The sequence below is a fragment of the Streptomyces sp. NBC_01635 genome (assembly GCF_045209715.1).
GTDB classification, from domain to species: Bacteria; Actinomycetota; Actinomycetes; order Streptomycetales; family Streptomycetaceae; genus Streptomyces; species Streptomyces hirsutus.
The window spans coordinates 1482047-1498818 of the sequence record NZ_CP109277.1; the positions used below are offsets into that span (position 1 = coordinate 1482047).

The following is a 16772-nucleotide window of genomic DNA, read 5'->3' on the forward strand; positions in this document are numbered from 1 at the left end:
TGCCGTACCTTTTCCGCCCTCTTGGTCCTCCCCTCTTGCCTGACCGGAGAGACCCGGTACTCGGAGGCTGCAGGCTGGGGGAGAATTGGCACGCTGCTGGCTCGACGAAGGATCACCATGACAACCGACGTACCTCCGCCCGGGGCGGAGGAGGACCGTTTCTGGCAGGAACGACGGATCTGCTTCCTGGCCACCCACCGCCCGGACGGCAGCCCTCATCTCGTCCCCGTGGGCGTCACCTTCGATCCCGAGGCCGGCATCGCACGCGTCATCAGCAGCGCCGGCAGCAAGAAGGTCCGCAACGTCAGGGCGGCCGGACCCGGCGCGACGGTCGCGGTCAGCCAGGTCGAAGGGCGCCGCTGGTGCACCCTCGAAGGCACCGCGCTGGTCAAGGACGATCCGGAGTCCGTCGCCGAGGCCGAACGGCGCTACGCCGAGCGCTACCGGCCTCCCCGTCCCAACCCCGAGCGCGTGGTCATCGAGATCACCGTGACCCGTGTGATGGGCACAGTGCGGCCGCCCGGTTGGTGACATTGCGGGTGCCGATAAAACATCCGCGCAGGTCACGGCCTTGATTGCCCAGCGGCGAGCCGCGCACACCGGCCTTTGATCGTCTTCCCGCGGACCGATGCGGACGACATCATGATCTCCCGTGCCGCCACGCCCGGCCCACCTCACCGCCACCAATGCCTTCGCCCTGGCTCCGTCTGCCGCCGATGAGCGATCGGGACAAGGACATCGAGATCCCCGCCCTGCAACACCAGCTGCCGGCCCTGCAACGTCAGGCCGGCAAGCCGACGTGCACCGACACCGACCGGGTGATCCTGGCCGATCTGCTCCGCCCGTAGTGCCCCAAAACGGGTTTACTGCAGCTGACCTGGGGCAACGTGCTGAGAAAGCAGTCGGGCATGATCGGTCGTCGTGCTCGCGCGAATGACCTACTTGCCCGCTACGCGGATCTTCGCGCGGCTTGCTCTGCTGTGCCGGTCGACCGCGGCGAAGAACGCCGAGATACTGATCTTGCGGCATGAAGTGGCGGTGCTGCGCCGAAAGGCCAACGCGCCGAAGCCCACTTGGCCAGAGCACAGCCTTGCCGGTCGGCGCGCCATCGGTTCTTCCGCAGATTCCCCCAGCGGAAGTCGGCTTCTCAGCAGGTGACGAACAGGCCATGTTCGGCGTGTGGCGGACCTGATCGGCCTCGCTGCCGTGCTCTTCCCCGACGAAGGGACGGCAGCCGATCAGCCCTGCCCCGTTCGCCTACGCGCCACCGGCTGACCAGAGTGCCGGTGGCAGGAGAAGCACGCCATGAAACCCCTGACCCGTACCGTTGCCCCGGCCGGCCCGGCGCAGCTGCTGGCCGACGCCAAGCGCCCCATGCACACTCCCGCCGGACTGGTCGGTGACACCCCCGTCCTGTGGATCGGCGAACCCTTCACCGCCGCCGGACGCGGCTTCTGGGCCAAGCTCGAAGGGCACAACCCCGGCGGCATCAAGGACCGCACCGCCCTGCACATGGTGCGAGCGGCCCGGGAACGCGGCCTGCTCGTGCCTGGTGCGCGGATCGTGGAGTCCACCTCGGGCACCCTCGGCACCGGAGCACTCTGGGACTTCGCAGGGCGCCATGACGCCACCTGGCTGACCTGGGCTGCTCTGACCGCGACCGGGACAGCCTGCGCCGCAGCGGTCGCGGCCCTCGGCCGAACCGGACGCCTCACCGCACCGCGGCCGCAGCCCGTCGCAGCGTAAGCCGCAGCACCGGGCGGCTCGCCCGTACGGTCCGGGCCGCCCGGCTGCGTCATGCCCTGGACACACCTTCTCGACCAACGCCCCGGACCAGTCCCAACCGACCTGTTCACCACGATCCGCGAGGCACTACGCCTGCGCTGAACGCGCATGCCGGGTGCGTCGCCACCGTTCCCCCCGCTCCTCCCGCCGCTCGAGAATGTGCCGTCCGGCCGGCGGCGCACTCTCTGTGCGTGCGGGTCGTAACTCGCGGTCGTTGTTGAGTGTGGGCATGATGAGGGTGCATATCGCCCCCGGACGCCGGGCCTCGCCGGCACATGGCCCGACCGGAAGGAACGGCATGAGACAGCGCAGATTGCTCACCTTGGGGGCGGGGCTGTGCACAGCCGCAGCACTGGGCCTGGTGGCACCGCATTCCGCCCTGGCCTCCCCCGACCGCTGTTCCTACACCTCATCGACGTATCGGCCCGCGCTTACGCACGGTGACACCGGTGCGGCGGTCAAGCAGGCGCAGTGCCTGAGCAACATGTGGGGAGGTCAGCCGCCCAAGCTGGCCCTCGACGGGGCGTTCGACTCAGCCATGCTGAAGAAGCTCCAGTGGATCCAGGGCTGCCACGGCCTGCCGCAGAACGGTGTCATCGAGGGCCGCACCTGGCAGGTGCTGTACCACCCGGCTCTGGACTGCTACGACCCGTACCCCGCCTGAGCAAGCCACCAGTCGGAGCACATTCACCCAAGCACCCTGCCATGCAGCCGCATGCGCCGGACCGCAGCACCGCTGCTGAGGAGAAACCCGGGAGAAGACCTTCTCCCAGAGCCCCTCGAAGACCATCCCTGCCCCACAAAGACCAGTGAGCCCGGTTGCATCGGGTCTGTACGGTTCACCGCACAGACCCGCTGTAGGCACGGGCAGCGCTCCGGGGGGTGTGTGAGCAGCCAGGATTCGACGGCTGGCGCTGCCACCTGTACCGCCTAGCGGTGCATCCGGACCACCGCAGGCAGGGCGTCGCCTCCGCACTGCCGGCCGCCGCCGAGGAGCGGTTCGCGCGCCTCGGCGGGCGCCGCGCGGACGCCATGGTGCTGCGGCGCAACGAGACCGCGCACCGCGCGTGGGGCGCCGCCGGGTACGCGCCCGAGGAACACTGGCGACGCTGGGTCAAGCCGCTGCCCGGTGACACTCCGGACGGCAGGCCCTGAGCGTGCGGACGGACGGCGGATGACCTCACCGAAGACCTTTGCTGGTCCTTTACTCTGGGAGGGTAACCCGGTCCTTCATGAAAGGTTGTGTGCGTCCGCCCATGGGCGAGCCCCCCAGTAGAACGCGGCATCGAAGTACCCGACGTCGCCGCACATCACATCGCATACTCGTTCTCCTCCCGTCCGGTCGTGGGGCGGGGGTGTCCCGGTGACCGAGGTACTCCTTCTCCTGGTGGCGATCCTGCTCTCCCTCGCGTGCGGCGCGTTCGTCGCGGCCGAGTTCTCCCTCACCACGGTCGAGCGGTCCGACCTGGAGCGGGCGGCGGAGCGCGGCGAGCGCGGCGCCCCCGGTGCGCTCAAAGCCGCACGGAACCTGACCTTCCAGCTCTCCGGTGCGCAGCTCGGCATCACGGTCACCAACCTGGTGGTCGGCATGCTCGCCGAGCCGTCGATCGCCGCGCTGATCTCCGGCCCGCTGAGGAGCGTCGGGATCTCCGACTCGGTGGCGAGCTCCCTGGCACTGGTGCTCGGTACGGCGCTGTCGACCGTCTTCCTGATGGTGGTCGGCGAACTGGTGCCCAAGAACTGGGCGATCTCGTCGCCGCTGGCCGTCGCCAAGAACGTGGGCAACGCGCAGCGCTGGTTCAGTGCCGCCTTCCGCCCCTTCATCTCGCACCTGAACAACACGGCCAACCGCATAGTGCGCCGTTTCGGTGTGGAGCCCGCGGAGGAGCTGGCCTCCGCGCGCGGCCCTCAGGAGCTGGCGGCGCTGGCCCGGCACTCCGCCAAGAAGGGCGCCCTGGAGGCCGACACGGCGGAGCTGTTCGTCCGCACCCTGAACCTCGCCGATCTCACCGCGGAGAACGTGATGACCCCGCGCGTCCAGGTCGTCGCACTGGAGGTCCAGGCGACCTGCGAGGACGTGGCGAACGCGACCCGGGCGACGGGCCTGTCCCGGTTCCCGGTGTACCGCGGCACCTTCGACTCGGTGGTCGGCACCGCGCACATCAAGGACGTACTGGCGGTGCCCGCCGAGCGCCGGACCCGGGTTCCCGTGTCGGAGATGATGCGCGAGCCGCTGCTGGTCCCGGAATCGCTCACCGTCGACCGGCTGCTGGACCGGCTCTCCGGCCGGCGCACCATGGCCGTGGTGATCGACGAGTACGGCGGTACGGCGGGCGTGGCCACGCTGGAGGACATCGTCGAGGAGGTCGTCGGAGAGGTCCGCGACGAGCACGACCCGCATGAGACCCCCGACCTGGCCCGGACGGGTTCGGACGAGGAGGGGCACGACCTGTTCTCGGCCGACGGTTCCGCGCGCGTGGACCAGCTCGCGCGCGTCGGCCTGCGCGTGCCGGACGGGCCGTACGAGACCCTGGCCGGGCTCGTGGCCACCGAGCTGGGCCGGATCCCCGCCGTCGGCGACACCCTGGAGGTCGCCGGCTGGCGGATGGAGGTGCTGGACGCCACGGGCCGCCGCGCGGCACGCGTGCTGCTGCACGCGCCGCTCGCCGACGCGCACCCGCAGGACCGACGGACGAGGGGCCGGACGCCGAGCCGTACGGCAGGAGGCACGGCATGACGCGTGAGAGGGGGGCCCGGCGATGATTGCCGTACAACTGCTGATCGGTCTGGCGACGCTGGTCGTCAACGCCTTCTTCGTGGGCGCCGAGTTCGCGCTGATCTCGGTGCGCCGCAGCCAGATCGAGCCGCACGCCGAGCAGGGCGACCGGCGCGCCAAGAAGGTGCTGTGGGGCCTGGAGCACGTGTCCGCCCTGATGGCGGCCGCGCAGCTCGGCATCACCCTGTGCACCCTGGTCCTCGGTGTGGTCGCGGAGCCGGCCATCGCGCACCTGCTGGAACCGGCGTTCCACTCGATGGGCGTGCCGGCCGGCGCGGGGCACGCGGTGTCCTTCGTGATCGCCCTGTCGCTCGCGACGTACCTGCACATGCTGCTGGGCGAGATGGTGCCGAAGAACATCGCCCTCGCGGAACCCGTGCGCAGCGCGCTGCTGCTCGGTCCGCCGCTGGTGGCGCTGTCCCGGGCGCTGCGCCCGGTGATCTTCACGATCAACACCTTCGCCAACACACTGCTGCGGCTGCTGCGGGTCGAGGTGCGCGACGAGGTCGTGGCGACCTTCTCCGACGCGGAGCTGGCGCAGATGGTGAAGGACTCCGGCGAGGCGGGTCTGATCGACGACCGCGCGCAGGAGCGCCTGAACGACGTGCTGGAACTCGGCCGCCGGCCGGTGCGGGACGTGGTGCTGCCGCTGGAGAGCGTGGTCTACGCGCGCGTGGGCGTCACTCCCGAGGGGCTGGAGGAGCTCTCGGCCGAGTCCGGGTACTCCCGCTTCCCGGTGGTGGACGAGGGTCGGCGGATCGTCGGCTACCTGCACGTGAAGGACGCCCTCAACGCCTCTCCGCGCGACATGCCGTTCCTGCTGCGGGACATGCGTCCCATCGCACGGGTGCGGGAGAGCACGCCGATGGACGACGTCCTCACCGCGATGCGCGGCAGCCGCACGCACCTGGCGGCCGTGCTCGGGTCGGACGGGCGGCTGGCGGGGCTGGTGACGATGGAGGACGTGCTGCAGAAGCTGTTCGGCCAGCGGGTCTGAGCGATCCCCGGCCGGAAAACCCGGCGGGCCCGGACGGGCCCGCCGGGTTTTCCGGCCGGGGACGAACGGGGACGGAGCACGAGGGCCGACGGTCCTGGGGCAGGAAAGGAGCCGACCGACCAACGGGTATGTGCACGGGATATCATCTCTGTCGCCATGCAGACGAACCCCACTCACACCAGCCTGGTCGCGGTCGGCGACTCCTTCACCGAGGGCATGTCGGACCTGCTGCCCGACGGCACGTACCGGGGGTGGGCCGACCTCCTCGCCTCGCGGATGGCGGCCGTCGCTCCCGGATTCCGGTACGCCAATCTCGCGGTGCGCGGCAAGCTGATCCGGCAGATCGTCGACGAACAGGTGGACACGGCGGCGGCCATGCGGGCCGACGTGGTCACCCTGGTCGGCGGGCTGAACGACACGCTGCGGCCCAAATGCGACATGGTCATGGTGCGGGATCTGCTGACCGAGGCGGTGGAGCGGCTGGCCCCGCACTGCAGGCAACTGGTGCTGATGCGCAGCCCGGCCCGCCAGGGCCCCGTGCAGGAGCGGTTCCGGCCGCGCATGGAGGCGCTGTTCACCTGTATCGACGAGCTGGCCGAACGGCACGGCGCGCTGGTCGTCGACCTGTACGGGGCGCCCTCGCTCGGCGATCAGCGGCTGTGGGACGTGGACCGGCTGCATCTGACGGCCGACGGGCACCGCAGGGTCGCGGAGGCGGTGTGGCAGTCGCTGGGCTACCCGCCCGAGGATCCCGAGTGGCAGCTGCCCCCGCCGGCCTCGCTGCCGCCGGGCTGGACGACACGGCGCGCCGCGGACGCCCGGTTCGCCCGGCAGCACCTGCTGCCGTGGATCGGCCGCCGCCTCACCGGCCGCTCCTCGGGCGACGGCCGTCCGCCCAAGCGCCCCGAACTGCTGCCGTACGACGAGCGGTGACGGCGGGAGACCGCCGCCTCGCCCCGTGGCTTCCTCCGCATCACCCGTGGCGCCGACCTGCCGGCTCGGCCGTGCGCCACCGCCGGGCAGCCCGTTCCCATGAGCGTCGCGCTGACCGATCGAACCAGCACGTCACGCAGCTCCAGCAGCACCTGGTGGCAGCCGAGCAGCTCGTCCACCACATCGCGACCTCCGTCGTCCCGGCTGCCACGACGGCGGCGCAGGCCGGACGGACCCACCAACCGGACATGGCGCTGCCGCGGCAATCGGTCAACACTCCGATCACCGGAGCCGCAGCCGCAGCCGCACGAAGTCGGGAGCGCAGCGCAGAACCGCACAGCTCAACACCACTGCACCCGGCCTCCCGCAAGCCATCGACCCACACCGCAGCCGGCCGGAGTCTCTGACGTCCCTGCCGGCTCTCCATGCCACGCCACGACTGTCGCCCTCGAACGACCGCTGCCGCAGGTGCTCCGCTGTCCCGGGGCGGCCGCTGTCCCGGAGCGGCCGAGCCGAGGGCTCCGTCTGCGTCCCTCGAGACTCGTCCGCATGCGACGCCCCGTATCAGGGGCCCCACCGCGCGCGGTCGGCCACCTGGCGGCTTCCGACGGCCGGGGTCACGCTGGAAGGGCAGAGGACGGGCGGCGGCACGGGATTTCCTGGAGGTGCCATGAGCGGTGCGGACGGCCGTAAACCGATCGTGGTGGGTATCGACCCCGACCCCGCGAAGCGGCTGGCACTCGCCTGGGCCGCCGACGAGGCGGATCGCCGCGGCCTGCCGGTGCGGCTCGTCCACGCCCAGGGCGTACCGACGGGGGGATACCGGTCGGGCAAGACCAAGACACAGCCGTCCTGGGAGAAGTGGAACCGGACGCTGCACGAAACGGGTGTCGAGGTGCTCGAGGGGGCGGTCGCCTTCGTCGAATCCCGGTGGCCGACGGTGGAGGTGTCGACCCTGCTGGCGGAGGGCGAGCCGGCGTGGGTTCTGCGTGAGGAGGCTCGGAACGCTTCCCTGGTCGTGGTGGGTTCCTGGCATCTGAGCACCCGGCACGAACTGTTCGCCTCGGCCTCCGTCTCACTCCCGCTCACCGCTCACGCGCCCTGCCCGGTCGTCGTCGTCCCGGAGCCGGAGCACACCACCCAGGAACCCGCGTACTTCGTGGTCGGCGTCGACAACAGTCCGCACGCGGTCGCGGCTGTGGATGTGGCGTTCGAGGAGGCGGCCCTGCGGGGAGCGGCCCTCAGGGCCCTGTACGTGTGGCATCCGCCGCTCCTCGGTGTCCTGGACGAGGACGCCGCGGTGCGGGAGTGCCGCCGTGTGCTGTCCGAGACGGTCGCGGGCCGCACCGCGACGCACCCGGGAGTCGAGCTGCACCACGAAGTCGTGCGAGGTCACCCTGTGCAAGCCCTGACGGAAGCCTCGGAACACGCCCTGGGACTGGTCGTGGGAGCCCGCGGGCACGGAGGGTTCACGGGCATGCTGCTGGGCTCGGTGAGCCAGGGAGTACTGCACCATGCCCACTGCCCCGTCATCGTGGTCCCGGTGTGAAGCGCCGAACGGCCCGGGGACACCGTGCCCGCACACTGCCGAGTGGTCGAGGCGGAGGAGGCGGGTGCGATGACGATTCCCCTGGTGGTCGGCGTCGACGGATCCGAAGCGAGTCTGGAGGCGGTGGACTGGGCCACCGACGAGGCGGTCCGGCATGGCGTGCCGCTCCACCTCTTGCATGCGGCGGCCGGTGCCCACGAGGCGTCCGGCGTGATCGGTGCCGCCTCGGAGCGCGCCAGGCGAAGAGCTCCCACGGTCCGGCCGGCAAGCGAGGAGCTGCACGAGGACGCCGCCTCCGCCCTCATCCGCAAGGGGCGTAACGCCTTCGCGCTGGTACTCGGGTCCAGAGGGCTCGGAGACCTCGCCGGAATGCTCCTGGGCACGGTCAGTCTGGCCGTGGCGGCACGAGCGGACTGCCCGGTCGTCGTGGTGCGTGGTACTGCGGAGCACCGGGACGGCCTGTTCGGGAACATCGTCGTCGGTGTCGAGGAGGGGGAGGGCAGCGGCGCGGCCCTGCAGTTCGCGTTCCGCGAGGCCCATGTGCGGAACTGCCGGCTGACGGCGGTGCACGCCTGGAACCCGTCGTCCAGGACTCTCACCCCACGGCCGGCCTCATCGTGGTACGCCCTGGAGGCCCATCGGCGCCCACCGTCCCAGGTGCTCGACGACGCCCTGCGCAGCCCGGCGGATCCGTATCGCCACACCCGGGTGGATCCCAGGGTGATCGAGGGCCCGGCCCGCCGAGCGCTGCTGGACGCGGCGTCGGCGGCGGACCTGCTGGTCGTCGGCGCACACGGGCGGCGGGGGCACCCGGGCCTGCAACTGGGCCTGATCAATCACGCGTTACTGCATCACGCGCCGTGTCCTGTCGCGGTCGTTCCACGGATATGACCACGGCGGCAGAGGGAGACCATGACGGCAACCGGTGGAATCGGGCCGGAAACCGGCCCACAGGGACTTTCGGCCCCATGCCCCGAGCCCAACGCCGTTCGACGGTGGGAGCAGGTGGCGGAGGACGGCCGACGAGTCGCTGGAGGCCGACTCATGAGCGCACAAGGTTCGCCCCGCACATCCGGTCCGCCGTCGAGACGCGGAGATCACGCACCCGAGGGCGCGAACTCCCCGACGACGGCGTTGCGCCGGTGGAGACGGTGATGCGGAGGTGGGCTTCCGGCAGCTCTGCGGGAGCTGGAGGACCCGCGCGCCGGGGTGGACCGGCTCGTGCACGTCGCCTTCCCGGTGGCGGCTTCCCCCGGGTTCGGTGCGACCGATCCATGAGCGCCCCCGGCCGACGTCGAGGACACCGACGACGCCCACCTGTCCGACCGACGGGGTCCTCACGGTGAGGGTCCCCGAGACCGAGGAGAGAGAGGCTCAGCGTATCGAGATCACCGGCCGGGTCGACCGACGGGCGTGCGGAGCCCGGTGGCCGGCCTCCAGGTCTGCTCGCCCCGTGCGGCCGCCCGTCGCGCGTGGCACGTTGGATACAGCACCACTTCGAGAAGAGGGCGGCGTCATGAGAGCTCATCTCGGCGATCAGCTCGTCATCGAAAGCACGACGGCCGACGGTCCCAGGCGCGACGGCGAGATCATCGGACTCCATCACGAGGACGGGACTCCGCCCTACGACGTGCGCTGGTCGGACACGGGCGAGACAACGCTCGTGTTCCCCGGACCCAACGCTCACATCCGCCCTCTCGAACACGGGCACCCCGGGACCGCCCGCTCCCCTTCCAGCCCCGATCCGGCCGAGGAGGAGACCGCGGTGCCCGGGACGCCCCGCCCCGGTGACATCGGCCGGCGCGTGGCCGTCGAACGCCGGAGGCAGCGGCTCAGCCGCGAGGAGACGGCCCGCCGCGCCCGAATGTCCCCCGGCTACCTGGAGTACCTGGAGGAACGGCCTGCCGACCCGAGTGCGGCAACCCTCATCAGGCTGGCCGACGCGCTGGGCACCACCGTCACCACACTGCGCGGCGGAGGAATGGATCTGCCACCCGGCCGAGGACAGGCGCTGCTGCATCCTCAGCTGCGGGACATCGGCCCGGAGGAATGCCGCGTCTTGCTCTCGACGCATGGGGTGGGGCGCGTCGCGGTGTCGGCGTCCGACGGCCGCCCGGCGGTCGTTCCGGTCAACTACGACGTCGTGGATGACGCGATCGTCTTCCGGACCGCGCCGAACTCCACACCCGCAGCGGCTGCCGGAACGGAGGTCGCCTTCGAGGTCGATCACATGGACGAGGCCCTGAGTCAGGGCTGGAGCGTCCTCGCCGTCGGCCCCGCGAGCGTCGTGACGGAGCCTGACGCCGTGCGCAGACTCACCGGACACGCCCACACCGCGCCATGGCCGGGCGGTGAACGCGAGATGTGGGTGTCGATCCGGCCCGCACAGCTCACGGGCCGCCGCATCACCCCGGCCGATGGATGACCGGACGCGGGCCACCGCGGAGCGGTCCCGTCCCTACGACTCTCGAAGGAGGTTCCGGTGAGCCGGCCAGTACCGTCCGACGAGTGGGTGGCCGCCCTGGTGCACGACGCGGTGGCCGCCCCATCGATGCACAACGCGCAGCCCTGGCGCTTCCTTTATCACCGGCGCAGCCGCACTTTCGAGGTCCGGGCCGACTTCGAGCGCGCCATGCCGCACTCCGACCCCGAGACCCGCGGCATTCATCTTGGCTGCGGTGCCGCCCTGTTGAATCTGAGGGCCGCCATCGTCCACGAGGGCCGGCACCCGGAAACCCGGCTCCTGCCCGACCCCGCTGACCAGGCGCTCCTGGCAAGAGTACGGTTGGCCGACCCTACGAACGACGAGAGCGACCTCGGCGCGCTGTATCCGGCGATCCACCAACGCCACAGCAGCCGCCACCCGTTCGAGGAACGGCGGATCCCCGGAGCCGTGCGGGAGGCTCTCGGCGCGGCCGCTCGCGTCGAGGGAGCGGCACTGATGTTCCCCACCTCATGGCATCTGAGGGAGGTACTGGAAGCGGTCCAGGAAGCCGAGGCACGCAACATCACCGACCGCGGCAGTGACCAGGACCTGGCCCGGTGGACGCGTATCGACGCCCCGTCGGTGAGCACCGCCGACGACGGAGTCCCGCACTACGCCTTCGGGCCGCGCAAGCGCGGGGGGAAGGCGCCCATGCGTGACTTCGCGGGCCCTCGGCAGGTGGCCGGGCGCGACGCCGCGGACTTCGAACAGACCCCGCAGCTGGCCCTCATCAGCACGGACCACGACCGCCCGGAGAACTGGCTCCGCGCAGGCCAGGCCATGGAACGTGTCCTGCTGCTGGCCACCCGTGAGGGTCTCTCCAGCTCCTTCGCGACCCAGCCTCTCGAATGGACGGACCTGCGCTGGCCGTTGCGCGACCCGATGACCGGGACGGGCTATACGCAGGTCCTGCTGCGCCTGGGATACGGCCCGAACGGTCCCGGGACGCCGCGCCGCCCTGTGGCGGAGGTACTCGGCATCGAACCCTGACCCCGCGGTCCCCGCCATCACCCCTTGCGTTCCCTCATCGAGGAGGCCACAGGCGCCACCGACACCGTCGCCCTGCTGCGACTGAGCAAGGCGGGCGTCGACGTCGTCGAAACCGCCATCACCCCGCGGTCCCGCGCCGCGGGCCGCGTCCTCTCCGAAATCCCCCTCCTCGCGGGCACCGTCATCGCGACCGTCATCCGGGACGGCCGGCCCACGGTCCCCACTCCCGAGATGCGGCTGCGGCCCGGCGACGAACTTCTCGTCCCGACGCTGTAGCAGGCGGACACAGGCCGCCCTGGGAGCCGCAGCCGACCACGACTGCTGCCCCCGGGACGGCCGCTCCGGCGAAGAAGGAGAGCATGGCCGGCGACCGAGGCGAGGCCGACGGCCGCGGCGCCCGTCGGGCGAGGCCGGACCCTCCCACCGCGGCTCCTGTACCGGCCGGTTGGTCGGGTGGCGTCAGCTTCGTTGGCGCGGGTGGTCCGGGTACGGGGGTCGGACGGCTCGGTGGAGCTGCAGGTCCGCCCTCACGGCCGGTCACCGGAGAGGGCGCTCTCTTCACGGTGCAGTACGACCTTGAGGGTGCCGGTGTCGGTGCCGTGGGAGAAGACCTCGTAGGCGTCCTCCATCCGGCTGAGGCCGAAGGTGTGGGTGACGAGCGGGGAGATGTGAAGGCGTCCGGACGTCACCAGATCGAGCAGCCAGGGCGTGGAGGAGGTGTCGACCTGGCCGGTGCTGATCGTCACGTTCTTGCGCCACAGCGCCTCGAGGTGCAGGGTGGCCGGCTTGCCGTGCATGCCGATGTTGGCGATGTGCCCGCCCGAGCGGACGATTCGTGTGCACAGGACGAAGCTGTCCGGAGTTCCGGCGGCTTCGATGACCACGTCGGCGCCGGGTCCGTCCGCGAGATCGGCCATCAGCCGTCCGGGCAGTTCGGCGGAGTCGGCCCCCAGCCGGACGGCGGCTTCCAGCCGGGAGGAGGACAGGTCCACCGCGATGATTCTGCGCGGCGAGTAGATCCGCGCGGTCATGACCGCGGCGAGCCCGATCGGACCGGCGCCCACGACGACGACGGTGTCTCCGGGGCTCACGTGTCCGTTGCGCACACCGACCTCGTAGGCGGTGGGGAGGACTTCGGAGAACAGGACGGCGTCATCGAGCGCCAGGGTGCCGGGCGTCCGCCGGGTGGAGTAATCGGCGAAGGGCACCCGTACGAACTCGGCCTGGGTGCCGTTGATCAGGTCCCCGAGCATCCACCCGCCCCCGCCACGGCATTGTCCGAACGTGTTGTCCCGGCAGGGCTGACAGTGGCCGCAGGCCGTGACGGACGACACGATCACCTGATCGCCCGGGCCGATGGAGTGGACCTCGCGGCCGACGTCCATCACCTCGCCGACAGCCTCGTGGCCGAGGACCGTTCCGGGCTTCACTTCGGGGAGTTCTCCGTGCAGGATGTGCAGATCGGTGCCGCAGACGGTGGTGGCGTCGACGCGCACGATCGCGTCCGTCGGGTCCTCGATCGCCGGATCCATGACCTTGTCCCAGGCAATCTGTCCGGGGCCGTGGTAGACGAGTGCTCGCATGATCACCCACTCCCTGACTCCCCCGGCTGCCTCCCCTCTACATTCGCTCTCACAGCACGTCCGGGCAACTGGGACCGGCGGGCGCCGTGTGAGGCTGGGCCGCAAGGGCGGACCTGTCCGGCTCAGTCATGGGGGATGACGGCGACAGGGCAGCGCGCGTGGTGAACGGCGGCCTGGGCCACCGGGCCCAGGTACGGTCCCAGGTCGGGGTGGCGCTTGCGTCGGCCGACGATCAGCAGTCCGGCGTCCTCTGCGGCTGCTACAACGGCCTTGGCAGGACTGTCGAGACGGATGGTGTCGGCGACGTTCACGCCCGGAAACTTCTCGTGCCAGGGACGGAGCGCCTGATCCAGGTCCTTCTGCGCCTCCTGGACGATCTCCTGGGTCACGGTGTGGTCCACGCCCCAGGGGGTGTACGCGTGGAGCGGAGTGCCGCGGCCATGGACGGCGCGGAGCGGCAAGTTCCGTGCCGCGGCGGTGGCGAAGGCGAAATCGAGCAGTTCGTCGTACGGAGCGTGCAGTTTCAGTGCCACCACTACGTCGCCTGTCGCACTTGGTTCGGGTGTCGAGGGCCCTTCCGCCCGCCCCTCGGCACGCACCAGGACCACCGGCCGCTCGGCGCGTCCCACGACGACCATGCTGATGTCGCCGAGGAAGTAGCTCTCCACGGGAGTCAGGCCGCGCGAGCCGAGCACGAGCATCTCGGACTCCGACGCCGCTTGGAGCAGTGCGTCCTGGGCGTCGTCGGCGACCAGGTTGCCGACGACGGTGAGGCCCGGGTGGTGCGCCTGGAGTTCCGCCCGGGCGTTGTGCACGAGCCGCTTCGCCCAGTAGTTCTGGTCCACTTCCGCGGGGACGCCGGTCGGTTCCGGTGCCAGCAGGGGCCATGCGTGCAGCAGTCGCAGCGTGAGTTTGCGCCGCTGGGCTTCGTCGGCGGCCCAATGGGCGGCGGCAAGGCTCTCGGGTGAGCCGTCGAGGCCCACGGTGAGGACTCGTTCCATGACGACTGCCTCCGTCTCGTACGAAGCTGGGAGAACGGTGTGGGGCTGTGGTCGGGCTGCCGGCGTCCCGGGCGTCGGGGCCGTGCAGGCCGATCCTGGGGCGTGCTCCGTGCGCCGTATGAGCGTCTGGTCGATGCGTTGAGCACGACGCTTCTCCATCGAGGAGTACCCCAGATCTCCTCGCAGCGCATGTGGTCCGCGAAACGGCGGCGAACGGACGGGCATGAAGTCCGGTATGAGAAGGAGGCGAAAGCGATGGCGCTTCCTCCGGTGCTTCGCATCGACGGTCCCGAATCTCCCCGCACGGCGTGGGACGCGTCGCGGTGTCGACACCTGACGGCCCGGCGGTGTTCCGGTCGACTACGACGACATCGACGGTGAGATCGCGTTCCGCGCCGGAGTCCATTCCCCGCGGTGGCCGTGGGATCACAGGTCGCCTTCGAGGTCGACCGTGTGGATGAGGCCATGAGTCAGGACTGGAGCGTGCTCGTCGCCGGACACGCGCGGGTGGTCACCGAGCCCGACGCTGTACGGAGACCGACCGACCTGGCCCACACCAAGCCGTGGCCGGGGGCGAACGCGAGATGTGGGTGTCGATCGAGCCCACACGCATCACCGGGCACCGAATTACTTCGGTCGCGTGGGGATGCCTGCCGGACTCGCCTGCCCGGTACGTGTTGTGCTCGACCGCACGGTGCCTCATTCCGATGCCGGTTCGGCCCCCGGCCCGGCCGGAGCGGCGGATTCACCGGTGAGTTGGGGATCGACGTCCACGACGCCCTCCACGGCACGCACGAGGCGCACGGCGACCGAGATGAGCGAGGTGTCGCATCCGGGCGGCCCGCCTCGGCAGCCGCCGACCGCTCCCGGAGCACGAGGCCTCGGGTCCCGTTGTGGTCCGACCCGGTTTCCCTCACAGCTTCCTTGCTCGTACCGCCCCTGGACGAGCCGCCACTGCGCGAAACGCCGACGGCGAACGTCAGACCCGGGGAGGCGAGCGCGGTCCTGGTGCCGAGCAGGGCGGCTTCGGCGGCCGCCGCACCCGCGGACGGCGGCTCCGTGCCGAGCCGCCCCGGCCGTTCATCCGGATCACGACCTTTTGTCCCGCCTTGTGCCCGGAATCCATCAGGGTCCCACCGGGCGGCCTCATGGGACCGTCCGACGTACCCGTCACGCCCGGCCTTGGCAGTTCAGCCCTGGTGCGCAAGCGGTGGCCGGGGTCGGCATACCGGGCTCGACGGTCCCGCAGCGGGGATCGACTGCCCATGCGGACGGCGGCCGTCACGGGCAGGCTGGAGGGACGAGGTCACTCCGTTCGAATGGCCACCTCACGGTGCCCCGACCATCCTCGGCGCCGACGATTCCAGGGGCTGCGGGTGGCCGTGCGCAGGGCACCGGCCGCTGGTGTTGCCCACGACCGCCGCCCGGAAGGGATCGTTGTGAAAGCACTCGTGTTCCAAGGCTCCGGCAAGTCCGCCTGGGAGGAGATCGCGGACCCCGCCCTGCAGGAGGCCACCGACGCGATCGTCCGTGTCGACGCCGTGACCATCTGCGGGACCGACCTGCACATCCTCAAGGGCGATGTGCCGGAGGTACGCCCCGGCACGGTGCTCGGGCACGAAGCCGTCGGCGAGGTCGTCGAGGTGGGCAGCGACGTACGCGGTGTCCGCCCCGGCGAGCGCGTCCTGGTCTCGTGCATCACGGCGTGCGGCCGCTGCCGCTTCTGTCGGGAGGGGGCGTACGGACAGTGCCGCGGCGGCGGGGGCTGGATCCTCGGCCACCTGATCAACGGCACCCAGGCCGAGTACGTCCGTGTGCCGTACGCGGACCTGTCCGTGCACCCCCTTCCCGGCGCGGTGGACAGCAAGGACGCCGTCCTGCTGGCCGACATCATCCCCACCGCCTACGAGGTGGGTGTCCTGAACGGGCGCGTACGACCCGGAGACACGATCACAGTGGTCGGAGCGGGGCCCATCGGGCTCGCGGCGATAGCCACCGCCCGGCTGTACACGCCCGAGAAGATCATCGCCGTGGATCTCGCCCCGCCCCGGCTGGAGGCCGCCAAGCGCTTTGGCGCCGATGCCGTGGCCTCCGCGGGGGAAGAAGCCGAGCAACTGGTCGCCGACCTCACCGAAGGGCTCGGCGCCGACGTGGTCATCGAAGCGGTCGGGGTGCCGGAGAGCTTCGAGACCTGCACGCGCATGGTGCGGCCGGGCGGGCACGTGGCCAATGTCGGCGTGCACGGAAAACCCGCGACACTGCACCTCGAAGACCTGTGGATCAAGAACGTGACGATCACCACCGGCCTGGTCGACACGCACTCCACTCCCATGCTGCTGCGCATGCTGGCCGCCGGCCGCCTGCCCACGGCGTCCATGGTCACCCACACGTTCCCCCTGGACCATATGGAAGAGGCGTACGACGTCTTCTCGCGGGCCGCCGACACCGGTGCGCTCAAGGTCGTTCTCGGCGGACAGCAGCACGACGTCCTGGCGGTCCGGGCGTCCTGACCAAAGGGAGTGGGCGTCCGGGGCCGGGGGCCGCGGCGGCACGGGGCCCCGTAGCCGCGCGGCGGTCTCGCAGGGGCCGATCCGGCGGCGGTGCAGAGCGACCACGAGGACACGGCCCGGCGGGCGGCCGCCGGGCTCGGGCTCGGGCTCGCCACGGGCGATT

General features: G+C 71.1%; 14 protein-coding genes and 3 pseudogenes. 15 read left to right on the plus strand and 2 right to left on the minus strand.

The genetic code is table 11. The features are described 5' to 3' along the window. Nucleotides 1-117 precede the first annotated feature (117 nt). The 13 genes and pseudogenes from OHB56_RS07190 (at nucleotide 118) to OHB56_RS07250 (ending at nucleotide 11791) form a co-directional block, all read left to right on the plus strand. Nucleotides 118-531 (plus strand): PPOX class F420-dependent oxidoreductase, encoded by a 414-nt coding sequence (locus OHB56_RS07190; protein ID WP_326751498.1) that lies wholly within the window; start codon nucleotides 118-120, stop codon nucleotides 529-531. A 185-nt stretch (nucleotides 532-716) separates the two neighbouring features. Beyond that, the gene (locus OHB56_RS07195; RefSeq protein ID WP_326751499.1) at nucleotides 717-848 is read left to right on the plus strand and encodes a hypothetical protein; all 132 of its coding nucleotides are present in this window, start codon (nucleotides 717-719) and stop codon (nucleotides 846-848) included. A 457-nt stretch (nucleotides 849-1305) separates the two neighbouring features. Continuing rightward, nucleotides 1306-1596 (plus strand): annotated as a pseudogene (locus tag OHB56_RS07200) (pyridoxal-phosphate dependent enzyme); the annotation flags it as partial. Between the two features lie 487 nt (nucleotides 1597-2083). Further along, nucleotides 2084-2449 carry a hypothetical protein gene (locus OHB56_RS07205; protein WP_326751500.1) on the plus strand — a complete coding sequence of 122 codons (366 nt, stop codon included), beginning with the start codon at nucleotides 2084-2086 and terminating at the stop codon, nucleotides 2447-2449. 233 nt (nucleotides 2450-2682) lie between these two features. Continuing rightward, nucleotides 2683-2940 (plus strand): annotated as a pseudogene (locus tag OHB56_RS07210) (GNAT family N-acetyltransferase); the annotation flags it as partial. Nucleotides 2941-3148: 208 nt separating this feature from the next. Then, entirely contained in the window at nucleotides 3149-4522 is a 1374-nt protein-coding gene (locus OHB56_RS07215; protein ID WP_406352261.1) for a hemolysin family protein, read from the plus strand. Nucleotides 4523-4544: 22 nt separating this feature from the next. Beyond that, on the plus strand, nucleotides 4545-5558 hold the full coding sequence (locus OHB56_RS07220; protein ID WP_326751502.1) for a hemolysin family protein: 1014 nt from the start codon (nucleotides 4545-4547) through the stop codon (nucleotides 5556-5558). Between the two features lie 156 nt (nucleotides 5559-5714). Further along, nucleotides 5715-6491 carry an SGNH/GDSL hydrolase family protein gene (locus OHB56_RS07225; protein WP_326751503.1) on the plus strand — a complete coding sequence of 259 codons (777 nt, stop codon included), beginning with the start codon at nucleotides 5715-5717 and terminating at the stop codon, nucleotides 6489-6491. Nucleotides 6492-7161: 670 nt separating this feature from the next. After that, nucleotides 7162-8040 carry a universal stress protein gene (locus tag OHB56_RS07230; protein ID WP_326751504.1) on the plus strand — a complete coding sequence of 293 codons (879 nt, stop codon included), beginning with the start codon at nucleotides 7162-7164 and terminating at the stop codon, nucleotides 8038-8040. 69 nt (nucleotides 8041-8109) lie between these two features. Beyond that, nucleotides 8110-8931 carry a universal stress protein gene (locus OHB56_RS07235; protein WP_326751505.1) on the plus strand — a complete coding sequence of 274 codons (822 nt, stop codon included), beginning with the start codon at nucleotides 8110-8112 and terminating at the stop codon, nucleotides 8929-8931. Nucleotides 8932-9556: 625 nt separating this feature from the next. Beyond that, nucleotides 9557-10465 carry a DUF1918 domain-containing protein gene (locus tag OHB56_RS07240; protein ID WP_406352264.1) on the plus strand — a complete coding sequence of 303 codons (909 nt, stop codon included), beginning with the start codon at nucleotides 9557-9559 and terminating at the stop codon, nucleotides 10463-10465. Between the two features lie 57 nt (nucleotides 10466-10522). Beyond that, entirely contained in the window at nucleotides 10523-11515 is a 993-nt protein-coding gene (locus OHB56_RS07245; RefSeq protein WP_406352266.1) for an Acg family FMN-binding oxidoreductase, read from the plus strand. A 24-nt stretch (nucleotides 11516-11539) separates the two neighbouring features. Then, nucleotides 11540-11791, plus strand: coding sequence for a TrkA C-terminal domain-containing protein (locus OHB56_RS07250; protein ID WP_326751507.1), 252 nt, complete (start codon nucleotides 11540-11542; stop codon nucleotides 11789-11791). Between the two features lie 251 nt (nucleotides 11792-12042). Here OHB56_RS07250 and OHB56_RS07255 read toward each other — a convergent pair whose 3' ends face one another. Both OHB56_RS07255 and OHB56_RS07260 read right to left on the minus strand, forming a co-directional pair. After that, nucleotides 12043-13098, minus strand: coding sequence for an alcohol dehydrogenase catalytic domain-containing protein (locus OHB56_RS07255; protein WP_406352268.1), 1056 nt, complete (start codon nucleotides 13096-13098; stop codon nucleotides 12043-12045). A gap of 122 nt (nucleotides 13099-13220) precedes the next feature. Further along, nucleotides 13221-14099, minus strand: a complete 879-nt coding sequence (locus OHB56_RS07260) for a universal stress protein (protein ID WP_406352270.1) — start codon at nucleotides 14097-14099, stop codon at nucleotides 13221-13223. 465 nt (nucleotides 14100-14564) lie between these two features. Here OHB56_RS07260 and OHB56_RS07265 point away from each other — a divergent pair. After that, nucleotides 14565-14675, plus strand: a pseudogene (locus tag OHB56_RS07265) (XRE family transcriptional regulator); the annotation flags it as partial. Nucleotides 14676-15538: 863 nt separating this feature from the next. After that, on the plus strand, nucleotides 15539-16609 hold the full coding sequence (locus tag OHB56_RS07270; RefSeq protein WP_326751510.1) for a zinc-dependent alcohol dehydrogenase family protein: 1071 nt from the start codon (nucleotides 15539-15541) through the stop codon (nucleotides 16607-16609). Nucleotides 16610-16772 lie beyond the last annotated feature (163 nt).